Source organism: Shimia sp. MIT910701 (assembly GCF_047126315.1).
Taxonomy (GTDB): domain Bacteria; phylum Pseudomonadota; class Alphaproteobacteria; order Rhodobacterales; family Rhodobacteraceae; genus Shimia.
This window is the reverse complement of sequence record NZ_CP138953.1, coordinates 144,557-159,630: the sequence shown is the minus strand read 5'-3', so window position 1 is coordinate 159,630 and position 15,074 is coordinate 144,557. Positions and strand designations below refer to the sequence as shown.

Below are 15,074 nucleotides of genomic sequence, written 5' to 3'. Positions count from 1 at the left end.
TCCAGCGCTAGGTTACTGCCCCAAAAACGAGAAAGGCCGACCCGAAGGTCGACCTCTCCGATAGCGAACTTGTGACTGTGGGGCTCAGCCCAGCAGCTTTGCCTCGTGGCGCTTCAGCGAAAGGCGGGCGGCGGTGTAACCGGCCAGACCTTCACGTTGCTGCAGCTCCGGGAACAGGGCGTAGATTTCGTCGCGCTGCTCTTTGCCGATGCCGTTCATGGAGTATTCACCCGGCTGGAAGCTTTCGCTCCATGCGCCGTCTGCGAGGACCACTTCATGGTTGTCACAGAGGAAGTGGATGTAGTCTACGCCAACCACGTCGATCTGCTCCACGCCATCAAGGTGGGTCAGGTGCTTGGCTGCGACCAGAACTTCGCGCTCTTCAAAGAGCAGCTCGGCTTGCTCAGACACCAGCAGCATGCGGTGGGATGGTGAGACCATCATATCGCGCTCTGGCTGGTTTGGCCCCAATGCACCCTGTTTGATCAGGATCGGACGCAGTTCAGGACGCACCATCAGGTCACGGCCAGACACATGCTTGCGGCCTGCCCAACGGATGGTCTGCAAACCATTGTCGCGTGTCACAACTTGATCGCCTTCCCGCAGATTCTCTACCGCCACTTCGCCCATTGGGGTTAGGATCCGGGTGTTCGGTGTAAAGCAGGGAATGATTTCAATATTCTCGAAACTCATCCGACCTATAACTACAGCTTCATCACCTGAGCTATCCAAAAACTCGACAGTGCCATCCCTGCCATTTCCATCGCTGTCGGCCACTAAGTCTGTTAGGCGCCAGTCTACCCCTTGTTCCCCGAATAGCGAAAGTTCATCCTGATCGACGCCACCGTCTCCGCCGAAGATTTCGTCTCCGATGCCCTCCGATGCCCGATCTACGAAGAACTCGTCCTCATCATCGCCGCCAAACAACACATCTGTACCCAGGCCACCAGTGATTTCGTCAGCACCTTCGCCACCGATGATAGTGTCGTTTCCTTCCTCACCGTAGATAGTGTCGCTTCCAGCGCCGCCATCGATTGAGTCGTCTCCGGGTTCTAATGCAAGAGCATCATCAAAATCATCTGGTCGCTCTGCCAAATCTCCCGTGATGAGATCAATTGTTTCCTCACCGAAGATTTCGTCATTTCCGGCTCCGCCAATGATTGTATCGCCGCCTATACCGCCGCCAATCAGGTCGTCGTCGTCACCGCCGTCGATTAGATCGTCGCCTGAATCACCGTTAAGCGTATCATTGCCACCTCCACCAATAATCGTATCAGGTGTTTGCCCAACCGATGCCAGTCCTACAATGCCGGGCGTACCACCGGTAATTGCATCATTCCCCTCACCGCCATCTAGAGTGTCCTCGCCCGCACCCCCGATAATGAGATCGTCTCCAGCTTCGCCAAGAACGTTGTCATTGCCAGCACCCGAGTCAACGGTATCGTCGCCTGCGCCTGCTTCAAAAGCGTCATCCCCCGCATCACCAATTAAGCTATCGTTGCCCTCTTCGGCAATGACGAGGTTGTCGCCAAGGCCTGCATCCACATAGTTGTTACCTGCGCCCGTGGTGATTTCGTCATCACCCAGGCCGCCAATGATGCTGTCGTTTCCGTCTCCACCGCTGATGGTGTCGCCACCCAAGCCGCCATCAATTGTGTCGTCACCCTCGCCTCCTGCGATGATGTCGTTACCGAGGTTGCCGCTGAAGGAGTCGTTACCGACTCCGCCGTACATGAGATCGGACTGGATTCCCCCTACAAAAGTGTCGTCGCCTTCCCCGCCGAACATGCGCGAAACACCGGCAGTGTTGGTCATGAGGTCGTTGCCAGCGCCCCCGATGAGGTCATCGCGGCCAAAACCACCCTCAAGGACATCATCACCTTCGCCACCAAAGATAACATCGTCGCCAACCCCACCAATAACGGTGTCGTCGCCACCGCCGGCAAGAATGGCGTCATCTTGGCTGTTGGTGAAGGGGCCACCGGGCGACTCTACGAAGCTGTTAGGTGTTTCGGAGAACAGGTCTGTTCTCGTGATGTTGTCAAACCCATCGAAGTTGTCGACCAAGTCACCTTCGGGGTCACCGATGTAGGAACCGTCGATCAATTCGCCGGAGGCAGTGCCTTCAACGACGCCGTCGCCTGACAGTTCGCGAATGACAACGGTTTCAATTTCCGAGAATACCAGAGTTTCGCCAGTCCGGTTGCCTCCACCGTCGAGATAGAAGATCGTGCCAGCTTCGGACGCAGGATCCCCGCCGACGTACTCGATTTCAGCAGGGCCGTTGATGATTAACGTATCTTCGTCAACGCCGCCTTCACCCCCGATGATTTCGTCCCCAGCCGCACCGTAGAAGGTGTCACGGTCATCACCACCCAGCATTGTATCGCCGCCAGCAGAAACCAAACGGTCGTCACCGGCGCCGCCTTCGGCGTAGTCACTGCCGCCGCCTGCGAAGATGGTGTCATCCCCGTTGCCTGCAAATAGGCGGTCATCGCCCGCACCGCCGACCAGAATGTCATTGCCTTCACCACCAGATACAGTGTCATCGCCGTCATTGCCGAGCAGTGTGTCGTTGCCAGCGTCACCGGACACTTCGTCGTTTCCGGTAAAGGCGTCGATGTAGTCGTCACCTTCATTGCCAGAAGCGGTATCGTCGCCGCTGCCTGTTGCAATGAAGTCGTCACCATCGTCGCCACCAGCGAGGTCATTTCCATCGCCACCGAAAATGGTGTCGTTGCCGTCGCCGCCACGCAGGTAGTCGTCATCTTCCCGACCGTCGAGGTAGTCGTCACCATCTTGGCCAAAAAGGGTGTCTGAGCCAAAGCTACTGTCGACAATGTCGTCGCCGTCACCGGCAAAAACGAGGTCGTCATCCAGGGCGGCAATGACTGTATCGTCGCCTTCGCCAGCGATAATAATGTCGTCGTTACCTTCTTGGCCTGGCAGGATGGCGTCGTCGTTGTCGACAAAATCGCCATTCGGGTCGCCGCCGTAGTTGATGTCGATCACATCGCCGTCCGAGGTGCCCTGTACGATGCCGTCTGGCGCAACTTGTTCATCAAATAGGATGTTTTCGATCTCGGTGAAGGCAATTGCTTCGCCGGTTTCCCGAATAACGACAACACCTTCTTCGCTTTCGGGATCGGTGTAGACGATTGAAACTGGACCCATACCCCGAAGATCGAGCGTGTCATCATCATTGCCGCCTTCGCCACCATAAACGAAATCAAGGTGGGTCGCTCCTTGGATGGTGTCGGCATCGTCGCCACTCATCAGAGTATCCATGCCTTCTCCGCCGGTAAGGAGATCGTCGCCCTCCTGTCCATAGATTAGGTCGTCACCCTCTCCACCGGTGAGCACGTCATCACCGTCCTCTTCGATGACGCTCGGGCCACCTTCAAAGAAGATGTCGGACACTGTCACGTCCGCAGGCTCTTCGCCGAGGTTGACCAAACGAATTTCCATTTCGGCAACTGGTCCGGGAACTGTAACCAAAACCGAGTTCGCGGCGGTGGTGGAATCACCCGGAGTGCTGCCGTCGGAGATGGCCGCTTCGTTGCCCGGAACACCGTCAATATCCACCAAGTGCAGGTTTGTCAGGTCTTCTGCTGTGAAGGTGACTTCGACAGGATTGCCTTGGGCGTCCCAAGCCAGCACCTTAACCACAGAGTTTTCATCGATGTCGTTGATGCGGAACTGAACGTTTTCAACCGCTTCGGAGAACGCGAGCGTTTGAGAGGTTGTCGCATTCTGTCCTGTGCCAGTGGCGATACGCGCGGCGCTGTTGGCATCGCCGGTTTCGTCGCCGGTGTTGATGCCATCCAGAACCTGCGTCTCGTCTTCAAAGGTGTTGGACCCACCCGAGCCGGCAGAAGAGGTAAGGGTTACGGAAACGGAACCGGTGTTCTGCACGAAGGACGATGCTAGGTCATCACCGTCTGCCGGGCTGCCAACTCCGCTCCAATTGAAGCTTTGGATACCACCAGGTGTCGGAGTCGGTGTGGAGCCTGGCTCGTAGCCACCATAGATGGTGTCATTGCCGTCCATCCCATCGATGGTATCGCTTCCGCCTTCTCCGGCAAGAACGTCATCACCTGGTTCATCGGTGCCGTCTTGCGTGCCAACTTCGTCACCGTAGACTTCATCATTGCCTGCACCCGCGTGGACCGTGTCGTCGCCGTTGCCCGCAAAAATGGTGTCGTCTCCGGCACCAGCGACGATTGCATCGTCGCCGTCTTGGGCACTGATGACGTTGCCGTTATTGTCGATTGTATCGCCTTCTGTGTCGACGAATCCTACGGACATATCGTCGTCAGTTTGTGTGCCGTCTACAATTCCCGGACCGTTTGGATCAGCCATGGTACCCTCTTTTCCACCGCGTAAGCCGCGCGGATCGCCAGAGGGCAGTCCACACCTAACAGAAAAGGTGCCTCTGCGCCATTTGGCGTGAGTTGCGCGGCATCGCTAGATGCCCTCTACGTATCGTTTGGCTGCCCCAAGCCAGAACTCGTCCCCCAGTTGGACTTACTCCAAATATGATGCAATCGAGGCAAGGAAGAAACAAAAACCTGCACAATTTGACGAAAAGCGGTGCGATTGCGGCAGGATTAAGCGTTAAGTTTTGGTTAATGTTTGTAGGGGTATTATTTGGATTGTTTCCTGTTTGAGGCCTAAATTGGGCGGGTAGTACGGCAAAGCAGTGCCGGGCGACGCCATACTTGCGCCCTTATTGCCTAGGGTTTCCCTTGCGTCATGGTTTTGAGGTTCTGTCGTTTCCAGATGTGAACCAATTGATCGGGTTCGGGAGGCCCATGTGCTGTGATCTGCGCGACACAGATCGAAGGCGCTGATTGTTTTCGTTTCATGGACAAGTTTCGAATTTTTTCGGGATTGATCCCGACTCTAGAACGACGCCTGTCGAATCGCCATCTGCCTCAGGGGCAAATTGTCGCTTTCGGAAGGTGGGGAGCGTGACTTTGATAAGGCGATTCCTTGCCTTATGAATGCGCGGGGCAAATCAGAGAGCAGGGAGGTGTCAATGCGCGAGCGGTTAGAGTGCGCAATTGTTTGCTCTAGTCAGACAAAATCGGAGCAGCCACCGTCTGTGAAAGCGTATACCAAATTTAGCGGGAGATCCGGTGGTGCTGCTGGGGAGGATTGAACTCCCGACCTCACCCTTACCAAGGGTGCGCTCTACCACTGAGCTACAGCAGCGTTACCGTGGCGCGGTGTTTAGGACCAAACTTCAACATGTGCAAGCGCAATCTGGACCCTTTTTTGCACCTCATGTAAAGAAACTGCATGGAACACAAATCGACCCCTGTAAATAAAGCCAAAAAAACTGCCAGCAGCCGTGAAGATCGGCTCAAGGCGGCGTTAAAAGCCAATATGGGGCGCCGGAAAGCGCAGGCCAAAGCGCGTGCGCAGAGTGAGACAACCGACTCAACTGAGGCAGTGAAGAGTAAAGGGCAGGATTAAATGGATTCGATTATTGTACGCGGCAACGGGTCGCTTAAGGGTCAGATCCCGATTGCGGGTGCCAAAAACGCCTGTCTGACGCTGATGCCGGCCACGCTGTTGAGCGAAGAGCCGCTGACGCTGACCAATGCACCGCGGCTGAGCGATATCAAAACCATGAGCCAGTTGCTGGGCTCGCTGGGGGCTGAAGTGACCAGCCTGCAGGACGGCAAGGTGCTTGCGATGTCGAGCCATGACATCAACAACCACATTGCCGACTATGACATTGTGCGGAAGATGCGCGCCTCCAATCTGGTGCTGGGGCCGATGCTGGCGCGGTTGGGCCATGCGGTTGTGTCGCTGCCGGGCGGCTGCGCGATTGGCGCGCGTCCTATGGATTTGCACATCTTTGGTCTGGAGAAGCTGGGCGCAGAGATTGAGCTGAAAGACGGCTATCTACACGCCAAGGCGCCTAACGGTCTGAAGGGAGCCGTGATCGAACTGGCCTTTGCCTCTGTGGGCGCCACCGAGAACATCCTGATGGCGGCGACGCTGGCCAAAGGCACCACAGTGATCAAGAACGCCGCGCGGGAGCCGGAGATTGTGGACCTGGCCACCTGCCTGCGCTCGATGGGCGCGCAGATTGATGGGCACGGCACCTCAGAAATCACAGTACAGGGCGTGGACCGTTTGCATGGTGCGACCCACCCTGTTGTCACCGACCGGATTGAGCTGGGCACCTTTATGCTGGCGCCGGCGTTCTGTGGTGGGGAAGTCGAACTGCTCGGCGGGCGGCTGGATTTGGTTGAGAGCTTTGTGGCCAAGCTTCACGAGGCGGGCATTGATGTGGAAGAGACCGAAAAGGGTCTGAAAGTGGCTCGTAAGAATGGCCGGGTGAAAGCGGTGGATGTGACCACCGAGCCGTTCCCGGGCTTCCCAACCGATCTGCAAGCGCAGTTCATGGCGATGATGTGCACCGCCGAAGGTACATCGGTGCTGGAAGAGAAGATTTTTGAGAACCGCTTTATGCACGCGCCGGAACTTATTCGTATGGGCGCGAATATCGAGGTGCACGGCGGTACCGCAACGGTGCATGGTGTGGAGAAGCTCAAAGGCGCGCGTGTGATGGCGACCGATTTACGGGCCTCTGTGTCGTTGATTTTGGCTGGATTGGCGGCGGAAGGCGAGACTATTGTGAGCCGCGTCTATCACCTGGATCGCGGCTATGAGCGGATTGAAGAGAAGCTGGGCGGTGTGGGGGCCCATATTGAAAGGGTACAGGAGCAGTGACGCAGCAGGATGCACGGTTTGAAGATGGCGGTGATCACCCGCTAAATCTCGGCGCGTTGGATGCGGAGGATTTGCAGGTGGTGTCGACGCTAGCGCAGGATGCGATTTTTCCGGCGTCCGAGATGCAGTGGTTACCCAAAGAACGCCGTTTTGCCGTACTGCTGAATCGCTTCCGCTGGGAAGACAAAACCGCTGCGGAGCGCCGCAAGCGCTCGGTGGAACGGGTGCAAAGCCTTCTGGTGGTCGATAATGTGGTGTCGGTGGCCTCCCAAGGCGTGGAGCGCGGCGACGCGGACACCATTCTGTCGGTGTTGTCCGTGTCCTTTGAAGCGGGCGAAGATGCCGACGGCGCGGTGATCCTGACCTTGGCAGGCGATGGCGCGATCCGCTTGACGGTGGAAGCGCTGGAAGTGACGTTGAAAGACGTGACTCGGCCTTACAAAGCGCCCTCCAGAACGGCTCCAAGCCATCCGGAATGATCAGAGTTTTGACCGCTGATGATTTACAAGCCTACCGCGGCTTATGGTTGCACGGCTTAAGCGCGGATCCGTCGGCGTTTTTGCTGACCGCTGCGGAAGCCGTGGCCATACCGGACAGCGCCTTGGTGGCAAAGCTGTCGGCAGGTGAGGTGATTGGCGCCTTTGAGGGCGAAACGCTTGTGGGCCTTGTCGCGCTTCGGCGGGGTGGCCCAGAGCGTCTACGCCACATGGCGGATCTTGGTCCGTTGTATGTGCATCCCTCTGCGCGGCGGCGTGGATTGGCGCGGGCTTTGCTGGACGCGGCCGTTGAGGCGGCGCTGCAAATGGGTGTGTTGCAGTTGGAGCTTTGCGTGGACAACCAGAATTTGGGCGCGCAGGCGCTGTATCAGGCTTGTGGCTTTCAGCAAATCGGCCTGCGTCCGCGCTCTGTGATTGTTGACGGGCAGCCGCGCGACGATGTTCTGATGCTGAGACAGCTTGACGCTTGAGCCTCCTAGGGGCGCGGTCTAAGAAGGCGTGACCTTTACGGAGAGACCAAATGCCCGTTTTTCTTGATGCGCAAGCTGCTGATTTTGAAGCCGCCTTCACCGCCCTCCTGGGGGCGAAGCGTGAAGACAGCCCGGATGTGGACGCCGTTGTGGCCGACATCATTGCAGACGTGCGCCATCGCGGGGACGCGGCGGTTATTGAGCTGACGGCAAAGTTTGACCGTCTGGAACTGACGCCGGAGACGCTGCGGTTCTCGGAAGAAGAGATCGACAGCTATTGTGCGCAGGTGACGGACGCAGACCGCGCGGCGCTGGAATTGGCGGCGGAGCGGGTGAAGGCCTATCACGCGCGGCAGATGCCAAAGGATGAAAGCTGGACCGATGAGAGTGGGGCCACGCTGGGCTGGCGCTGGACGCCGGTGTCGGCGGCGGGGCTCTATGTGCCCGGTGGATTGGCGAGCTACCCGTCGTCGGTGTTGATGAACGCGATCCCGGCCAAAGTGGCGGGCGTGGGGCGTTTGGCGATTGTGGTGCCGACGCCGAATGGGGTGGCGAACCCGCTGGTGCTGTTGGCTGCACGGCTGTCGGGGGTGGACGAGGTCTATCGCATTGGCGGGGCGCAGGCGGTGGCGGCGCTGGCCTATGGCACTGACACAATTGCGCCGGTGGATAAGATCACCGGTCCGGGCAACGCTTTTGTGGCGGCGGCCAAACGCCGGGTGTTTGGCAAAGTGGGCATCGACATGATTGCCGGGCCAAGCGAGATTTTGGTGATTGCAGACAAAGACAACAATCCGGATTGGATTGCGCTCGACCTGCTGAGTCAGGCGGAGCATGACGAAAGCGCGCAATCGATTTTGATCACGGATGATGCAGCCTTCGGGCAAGCAGTTGCAGATGCGGTCGACAAACGTCTGGAAACGCTGGATCGGCGCGAGATTGCTGGCGCCAGCTGGCGGGACTTTGGCGCGGTGATCACTGTGGCAGATCTGGATCAGGCGGCGGAACTGTCCAACCGGATAGCGCCGGAGCACCTGGAGCTGTGTGTGGCGGACCCGGACGCGCTGTCTGAAAAGATCACCCATGCGGGTGCAATTTTCCTTGGTCAATATACGCCGGAAGCCATTGGTGACTATGTGGGTGGGCCGAACCACGTTCTGCCGACCGCCCGCTCGGCACGGTTCAGCTCTGGCCTGTCGGTGATGGATTTCATCAAGCGCACTACCCTGTCGAAGATGACGCCGGAAGCCTTGAAAGCAATTGGCCCGGCAGCGGAGACTTTGGCGATTTCCGAAAGCCTAGAAGCGCACGGTTTGAGCGTGCGCGCGCGTCTGGATGCGTTGAACAAGTAAGGGGCTTAGCCCCGTCACAGCAGGCTGTGACTCCCCAGGATATTTGGGGAATGAGAATGTGCCACAGGCTCTAGTAGTGGCTGGTGTAGCCGCCATCTACGGCCCAGATCTGTCCGGTCACATAGCTTGCGGCGGGGCTGGCGAGGAAGAGGATGGCGGGGGCGAGCTCTTCGGGGTTGCCCCAGCGTTTTAGTGCGGTGGCGTTTTGCAGTTTCTCGGCAAGTTGGGGATCTTGTGCTGCGGCGGCATTGGGCGCGGTTTTGAAAAAACCCGGCGCCACAGCGTTCACGTTGATGCCATCGGTGCCAAGTTCGGCCTTCAAAGCTTTGGTCATGCCGTTGATACCGGCCTTGGCCGAGGTGTAGGCCGCGTCACCCGATTGCGCGATCAGACCGGCGATGGAGGAGACGTTCACAATCCGCCCGTAGCCCTTTTGGCGCATCTGCTCGGATGCGCGTTGGGAGAGGCGAAAGGGCGAGATCAGGTCGACGTTCAGTAAGGATTGCAGGTCGTCCCGTGTAAATTCCGGTAGCGTGCGGCGGTCTCGTTGGCCGACGTTGTTGACCAGAATAGAGAGCCCGCCAGCCTCGGCGAGCGTTTCAAAGGCCTGTTGGGCGGCGGTGTCATCGGCAACATCAAACGGCAGGGCGGTGGCTTTGTTGCCTGTTGCGCGTAGGCCATCCGCCACGGCTTCGCAGCGATCTGCTTTGCGCCCGTTGATCCAGACATGGGCGCCGGCCTGCGCAAACAGTTCCGCCGCGGCTTTGCCCAGCCCGTCGGTGCTGCCGGTGATCAAGGCGTTCTGGCCGGTGAGGTCAAAGGCGGGCAGGGGCTGTGACATCGCAAGTCCTTTCAAGTGGGCTCAAGTTGGATTGCGCAGCAGCGACGCGCTGTCAATGGCTGCGACAGAGGCAACCAATGGACAAAGCGGGGGGCGGTGCGCTACTCATGCTGCATCGCAAAAACGCACGAGCCTACCATGTCCCGGATCAGCCACATCCAAATCGATGACCGCAATCTGCCACCTCCCACGCCGGAGATTGATCAGGAGCGCAAGGTGGCGATTTTTGATCTGTTGGAAGAGAACAGTTTTTCTCTGCCCAAACGCGATGACCGCATGGTGCCGGACGGGCCGTTCTCTGTGGATCTGTCGATCCGTGAAAAGCGTCTGGTGTTTGATGTGACCACCGAAGGTGGGGAAAAGGCGGCCGAGTTCCATCTCAGCCTGTCGCCGTTCCGTCAGGTGGTGAAAGACTATTGGGCGATTTGTGAAAGCTATTTTGATGCGGTGAAGAACCTGCCGCCCAGCCAGATCGAGACCATCGATATGGCGCGCCGTGGGATTCACAACGAAGGGGCGCGTGTGTTGCAGGAACGTCTGGAAGGCAAGGCGGAGATCGACACCGATACAGCCCGCCGCCTGTTCACTTTGATCTGCGTTCTGCATTTCGGGGGCTGACGCGGGTGTCGGACGCGGATCAGAAGCAACCTTTGCCGCAATCGGTGTTGTTCTGTTGTGACCAGAACGCGGTGCGTTCGCCGATGGCGGAAGGCATCATGAAGAAGTTCTATGGTCAGGACGTCTATGTGCAATCCGCGGGCATCCGAAGTGATCTGGAGATTGATGGATTTGCCATTGCGGTCTGTTCCGAGATTGGCGTGGAGCTGAACCGGCACCGCACCCGCAGTTTTGAAGAGATGGAAAAGCGTGGCGAGGAGTTGTCGAGCTTTGACATGGTGGTGGCGCTGACCCCGGCGAGCCGCAGCAAAGCTGAAGACCTCACCCGGTTTGACCATCTTGAGCTGGAGTTCTGGCCGGTCTCGGACCCCAGCGGGGCGCAGGCCGGGGACGGGCGCGAGGCCAAGCTGGCGGCCTATCGCACTGCGCGTGACGAGATTGTGGCCTTTCTGCGAGAGCGGTGGGGCTAGTCCGTTTTCTGCGCAATTTTTCAGGCTGATAACCTTTTGTTTGCCATGTTTTGAGAGTCTTGCGTGGATTTCAGCAAGGGACTCACTATGCGGCAGAAGCTGTCAGGCGTTTCAACAAACAAAGCCTCCGATCTTGGGGTGATTCAATCGCTTTATGACAAAGGCGAATTTCGCAAGGTGATGTTCCGTGCGCAAAAGGCGCTCAAGGTGCAGCCAGATCATGTTGGATTGCATGCACTGGCTGGTTTTTCGGCGCAGCAGTTGGGGGATGCCCTCGCCGCAGAGAGCTTCCTTACAAAAGCTGCGCAATTGGCGCAGCATGAAGAGGCTGCCATTGAGTTGCCGTTGGGACTCACAAAGGTGGGACGTCCCGCATTGGCGGTTCCGCTGTTTGTTGCCTTTCTCAAAAAGGCGCCGACACATGCGGCTGCGCTGAACGGATTGGGGCGCGCATTGTTGGCTATGGGCGAGGTCGAGAATGCGATCGCGCTCTTGGGGGATGCGCTCAAACATGGTGCGGATCAGCCGGCCTATGCCATGGATCTCGGGGAGGCCTTTGAGGAGTCGGGGCAGCAGATTCTGGCGTTAGAATGTTACTCGATTGCTTGTAAGTTGGCGCCTGACGACGTCGGCCCGGTGTTGCAGGCAGCCAGACTTATGTACGCCTTGGGGCAGCTTGAGACCGGTTTGGAACTATTGGAACACGGTCTGTCGCTTTGGCCTGAAAATGCGGCCCTGTTGAGCAACCATGCATCGGTGCTGAATGCGCTTGGTCGCAAAGCGGACGCGTTGGCGCAATGGCGGCAAGTGATGGATATCGCACCCGGCTACAGCATTGCCTACTGTAACTTTGCCAACAGCCAGAAACCCTCACAAATCACTGATTTTGAAGACCGTATTGCGGCGCAGTTGAAGCGCAATCCTGCGCCGACGGATGCGCTCAAGTTTGGCTTTGCCAAAGTCGCCGTTCACGAAGAACGCAAGGAGTATGCCGAGGCCTATCGCAATCTGCTGGCGGCCAACGCGCTTCGGTTTAAAGAATCCCGTTTCAACATCGACACCGAAGCCCGGTTGATTGAGGGGCTGAAGCAGCAATTTGCCAACCAACCGGTTCTTGATGTGGATGAGCCAGAGGGCGATCCAACACCAGTATTTATCGTGGGTATGCCGCGGGCGGGGTCCTCCCTGACCGAGACTATTATTGGCCGTCATTCTCAGGTCGTTCAAAAGGGCGAGCTGGATTATCTGGCGCAGGTGGTGAAGCAGATGAATCTGCTGGGTTCTCCGCTTGAGGCCGCACAGGCGACTCAGTTGCGACAGGCCTATTTGGCGCGTTTGACGCAAACCGGCAGCGGGGCGTTCATCACCGATAAGATGCCGCAGAATTTCCGTCTGATTGGGCATATCGCGACAGCAATGCCCAAGGCGCGAATCGTGCATGTGCATCGCAATCCAAAGGCCTGTTGTTGGTCTAACTTCCGACATTTCTATGCCAGCGATAGTCTGGGCTTCACCAATGATGTCGAAAGCCTGATCCGGTATTTTGAACTCTATCAGGACCTGATGGCGTTCTGGCATGAGCGGTTTCCCAACCGTATCATTGATGTCGACTACGAGGCGCTCGTTGGGGACCCGGACACGCAAATTCTCAACCTGATACAGGCGCTTGGTCTGGAGTGGCAAGAGGCCTGTCTGGCGCCGCAGGACAGCGCAAATGTGGTGCGCACCGCGTCGCAGGAACAAGTGCGCAAGAAGATTTACAAGGGCAGTGCCGATGGTTGGCGCAAGTATGAAGCCCAGGCAGGGGGCTGGCTCAGCCGCCTGCCGGATCACCAGTGAACTGGTGGCTAATGGGAGGAAATGTCGAGGTATCTTCGGATAAATCGGCTTCTTTTGGTTTTGACCCTTGAAAAAAAGGGAAAAAGCCCTCATTTAGGCGCAAGTCTGCAAAATGCTGCAGGTGCTAATCAAAGGAGAGACCATGGCGAAGGAAGAACTGCTCGAATTTCCCGGTGTCGTGAAGGAACTCCTGCCGAATGCGACGTTTCGGGTCGAGCTGGAAAACGGCCATGAGATCATCGCACATACGGCAGGCAAGATGCGCAAAAACCGCATCCGTGTTCTGGCTGGCGACAAGGTTCAAGTCGAGATGACCCCTTACGATCTGACCAAAGGTCGGATCAACTACCGCTTCAAGTAAGCGTTTGACACTAAGCCAATGTGCGGCCCCGAAACGGGCCGCCTTTTCGCATTTAAGAGGTCCGGGATGCGGTTGATACTTGGCTCGGGCAGTCCGCGCCGCAAAGAATTGTTGGCTCAGATCGGGGTGGTTGCAGATGCCATTTGTCCCCCTGATATCAATGAAGACCCCAATAATAACGAACTGCCGCGCCCCTATTGTGTGCGGATTGCGCGTGAGAAAGCGTTGGCAGTTGAGGCGACCTCTGAAGATGTCGTGCTCTGCGCCGATACCACTGTGGCGCTGGGCCGTCGCATCATGGGCAAGCCGCAGGACGCAGCCGAGGCGGCGGAGTTTCTGATGGCGCTGTCTGGCCGACGTCACCGGGTGATCACCGCCGTGGCGGTGCGCAAAGGTGACCAGCTGTTTGAGCGCGACGTGGTCAGCGCGGTGAAAATGAAGCGGCTGTCCAATGAAGAGCTCAACGCCTATCTCGCCACCATGGATTGGCAGGGCAAGGCGGGCGGTTATGCGATTCAGGGCCCCGCCGGGGCCTTCATCCCGTGGATTTCCGGCTCATTTACCGGCATTGTTGGCCTGCCCGTGGCCGAAACCGCTGGCCTGCTGCAAGCGGCCGGCTACCCGCTTTATAAGGAGCGCACATGAAGGGACGTCAGATCATTTTGGACCGCATCGAGGGACGCGAAGCTGCGGCCTTGATGGTGGATGGTCAGCTCGATGACCTTTTGATTGACAGCCAAGACGCTCCGCGCCCGGGCACGATCTATCGCGCGGTGGCGGACCGGCCTGTGAAAGGGCAGGGCGGCATGTTCTTGAAAACCCCGGACGGCATGGCATTTTTGCGTCAGGTCAAAGGCATGGCGCCAGGCGATGTTCTTTTGGTGCAGGTGACTGGGCTGGCGGAGCCGGGAAAGGCGATTCCGGTGACCCATAAGGTCTTGTTCAAAAGCCGCTATGCGATTGTCACGCCCGGCGCCCCTGGTGTGAATGTCAGCCGCTCAATCCGCGATGATGATCGGCGCGATGCTTTGTTGGGCGTCGCGCACGAAGTGGCCGAAGCGCCGGAGGCGGGTATTATTCTCCGTTCCGCTTGTGCCGAGGCCGAGGATGCCGACGTGGCCGAAGACATCGCCGCGATGCTCGATCTAGCAGAACAGGTGATGGCGGACGTCGACGGCCCAGCCGAGAAGCTGATAGATGGGGATGGTCCGCATGTGGCGGCGTGGCGCGACTGGTCCGAGCCTGCCGAAGTGGTGACCGAAGCCGGCAGCTTTGACACCCACGGCGTGCTCGACGCGCTGGAAGAGGCGCAGGGTGCGCGCGTGCCTTTGGGCGGCGGTGCTGACATGTATGTCGAACCGACCCGCGCGCTGGTGGCGGTGGATGTGAACACCGGCAAAGACACTTCACCGGCAGCCGGCACCAAAGCCAATTTTGCGGTGGCCAAAGCGCTGCCACGAGCGCTGCGCGTGCGCGGGCTTGGCGGGCAGATTGTGCTCGACCTGGCGCCGATGCCCAAGAAGGACCGCCGCGGCTTTGAGATCGCGCTGCGCGCAGCGTTTAAGCGCGACACCATTGACACCACATTGGTGGGCTGGACCCCGCTGGGGCACTATGAATTGCAGCGCAAAAACGCCCGCGCGGCCCTGTCAGAGGTGCTAAAATGAGTTGTCCGATCTGTAAAAAAGACACGGTGCAAAGCTATCGCCCGTTCTGCTCCAAACGCTGCGCCGACATCGATCTGGGCAAGTGGTTTGGCGGCGATTATGCGGTGCCTTCGCAGGATCCTGAGGAGGCGATTGAGGCGCTGGAAGAGATGGAAAAACAAACTTCGCGTTTGCACTGACTTTTTGTCTTTTTCCTCTGGACAGCCCCG

At 58.1% G+C, this 15,074-nt stretch carries 14 protein-coding genes and 1 tRNA gene; 12 read left to right on the top strand and 3 right to left on the bottom strand.

What is annotated here, in order from left to right; genetic code table 11:
• Positions 1 to 84 precede the first annotated feature (84 nt).
• Together SIB38_RS00720 and SIB38_RS00715 are read right to left on the bottom strand one after the other, a co-directional pair.
• The gene (locus SIB38_RS00720; protein ID WP_412551141.1) at positions 85 to 4,362 is read right to left on the bottom strand and encodes a Hint domain-containing protein; all 4,278 of its coding nucleotides are present in this window, start codon (positions 4,360 to 4,362) and stop codon (positions 85 to 87) included.
• 780 nt (positions 4,363 to 5,142) lie between these two features.
• A tRNA-Thr gene (locus SIB38_RS00715) sits at positions 5,143 to 5,217 on the bottom strand.
• Between the two features lie 87 nt (positions 5,218 to 5,304).
• On the opposite strand from SIB38_RS00715, the gene SIB38_RS00710 reads away from it, so the two are divergent.
• Genes SIB38_RS00710 through hisD form a run of 5 tightly spaced genes read left to right on the top strand, consistent with a single transcriptional unit; the run spans position 5,305 to position 9,069 of the window.
• Positions 5,305 to 5,481 (top strand): hypothetical protein, encoded by a 177-nt coding sequence (locus tag SIB38_RS00710; RefSeq protein WP_294116803.1) that lies wholly within the window; start codon positions 5,305 to 5,307, stop codon positions 5,479 to 5,481.
• On the top strand, positions 5,482 to 6,750 hold the full coding sequence (gene murA / locus SIB38_RS00705) for a UDP-N-acetylglucosamine 1-carboxyvinyltransferase (protein WP_294116802.1): 1,269 nt from the start codon (positions 5,482 to 5,484) through the stop codon (positions 6,748 to 6,750).
• Positions 6,747 to 7,229: a DUF2948 family protein gene (locus SIB38_RS00700; RefSeq protein ID WP_294116801.1), complete on the top strand. Its 483-nt coding sequence runs from the start codon at positions 6,747 to 6,749 to the stop codon at positions 7,227 to 7,229. Before murA ends, SIB38_RS00700 begins: the two co-directional genes overlap by 4 nt.
• A complete protein-coding gene (locus tag SIB38_RS00695) occupies positions 7,226 to 7,717 on the top strand; it encodes a GNAT family N-acetyltransferase (RefSeq protein ID WP_294116799.1) in 492 nt (163 codons plus the stop codon). The genes SIB38_RS00700 and SIB38_RS00695 overlap by 4 nt, the downstream gene beginning before the upstream one ends.
• A 50-nt stretch (positions 7,718 to 7,767) precedes the next feature.
• On the top strand, positions 7,768 to 9,069 hold the full coding sequence (gene hisD, locus SIB38_RS00690) for a histidinol dehydrogenase (protein ID WP_294116798.1): 1,302 nt from the start codon (positions 7,768 to 7,770) through the stop codon (positions 9,067 to 9,069).
• Positions 9,070 to 9,139: 70 nt separating this feature from the next.
• On the opposite strand, the gene SIB38_RS00685 is transcribed toward hisD, so the two are convergent.
• Complete coding sequence (locus SIB38_RS00685) at positions 9,140 to 9,910, bottom strand: SDR family oxidoreductase (protein ID WP_412551140.1); 771 nt, start codon at positions 9,908 to 9,910, stop codon at positions 9,140 to 9,142.
• 138 nt (positions 9,911 to 10,048) lie between these two features.
• Here SIB38_RS00685 and SIB38_RS00680 point away from each other — a divergent pair, with 138 nt between their 5' ends.
• The 7 genes from SIB38_RS00680 to SIB38_RS00650 all read left to right on the top strand — a co-directional run bounded on the left by SIB38_RS00680 (position 10,049) and on the right by SIB38_RS00650 (position 15,044).
• Positions 10,049 to 10,528 carry a UPF0262 family protein gene (locus SIB38_RS00680; protein WP_294116795.1) on the top strand — a complete coding sequence of 160 codons (480 nt, stop codon included), beginning with the start codon at positions 10,049 to 10,051 and terminating at the stop codon, positions 10,526 to 10,528.
• Positions 10,529 to 10,533: 5 nt separating this feature from the next.
• Positions 10,534 to 10,998 carry a low molecular weight phosphatase family protein gene (locus tag SIB38_RS00675; RefSeq protein ID WP_294116794.1) on the top strand — a complete coding sequence of 155 codons (465 nt, stop codon included), beginning with the start codon at positions 10,534 to 10,536 and terminating at the stop codon, positions 10,996 to 10,998.
• 87 nt (positions 10,999 to 11,085) lie between these two features.
• On the top strand, positions 11,086 to 12,837 hold the full coding sequence (locus SIB38_RS00670; protein ID WP_294116788.1) for a tetratricopeptide repeat-containing sulfotransferase family protein: 1,752 nt from the start codon (positions 11,086 to 11,088) through the stop codon (positions 12,835 to 12,837).
• 142 nt (positions 12,838 to 12,979) lie between these two features.
• On the top strand, positions 12,980 to 13,198 hold the full coding sequence (infA, locus tag SIB38_RS00665; RefSeq protein ID WP_007205486.1) for a translation initiation factor IF-1: 219 nt from the start codon (positions 12,980 to 12,982) through the stop codon (positions 13,196 to 13,198).
• A 66-nt stretch (positions 13,199 to 13,264) separates the two neighbouring features.
• Positions 13,265 to 13,843: a Maf family protein gene (locus tag SIB38_RS00660; RefSeq protein ID WP_294116760.1), complete on the top strand. Its 579-nt coding sequence runs from the start codon at positions 13,265 to 13,267 to the stop codon at positions 13,841 to 13,843.
• Positions 13,840 to 14,865, top strand: coding sequence for a ribonuclease E/G (locus tag SIB38_RS00655; protein WP_412551139.1), 1,026 nt, complete (start codon positions 13,840 to 13,842; stop codon positions 14,863 to 14,865). The genes SIB38_RS00660 and SIB38_RS00655 overlap by 4 nt, the downstream gene beginning before the upstream one ends.
• Positions 14,862 to 15,044, top strand: coding sequence for a DNA gyrase inhibitor YacG (locus SIB38_RS00650; RefSeq protein ID WP_294116758.1), 183 nt, complete (start codon positions 14,862 to 14,864; stop codon positions 15,042 to 15,044). Before SIB38_RS00655 ends, SIB38_RS00650 begins: the two co-directional genes overlap by 4 nt.
• Positions 15,045 to 15,074 lie beyond the last annotated feature (30 nt).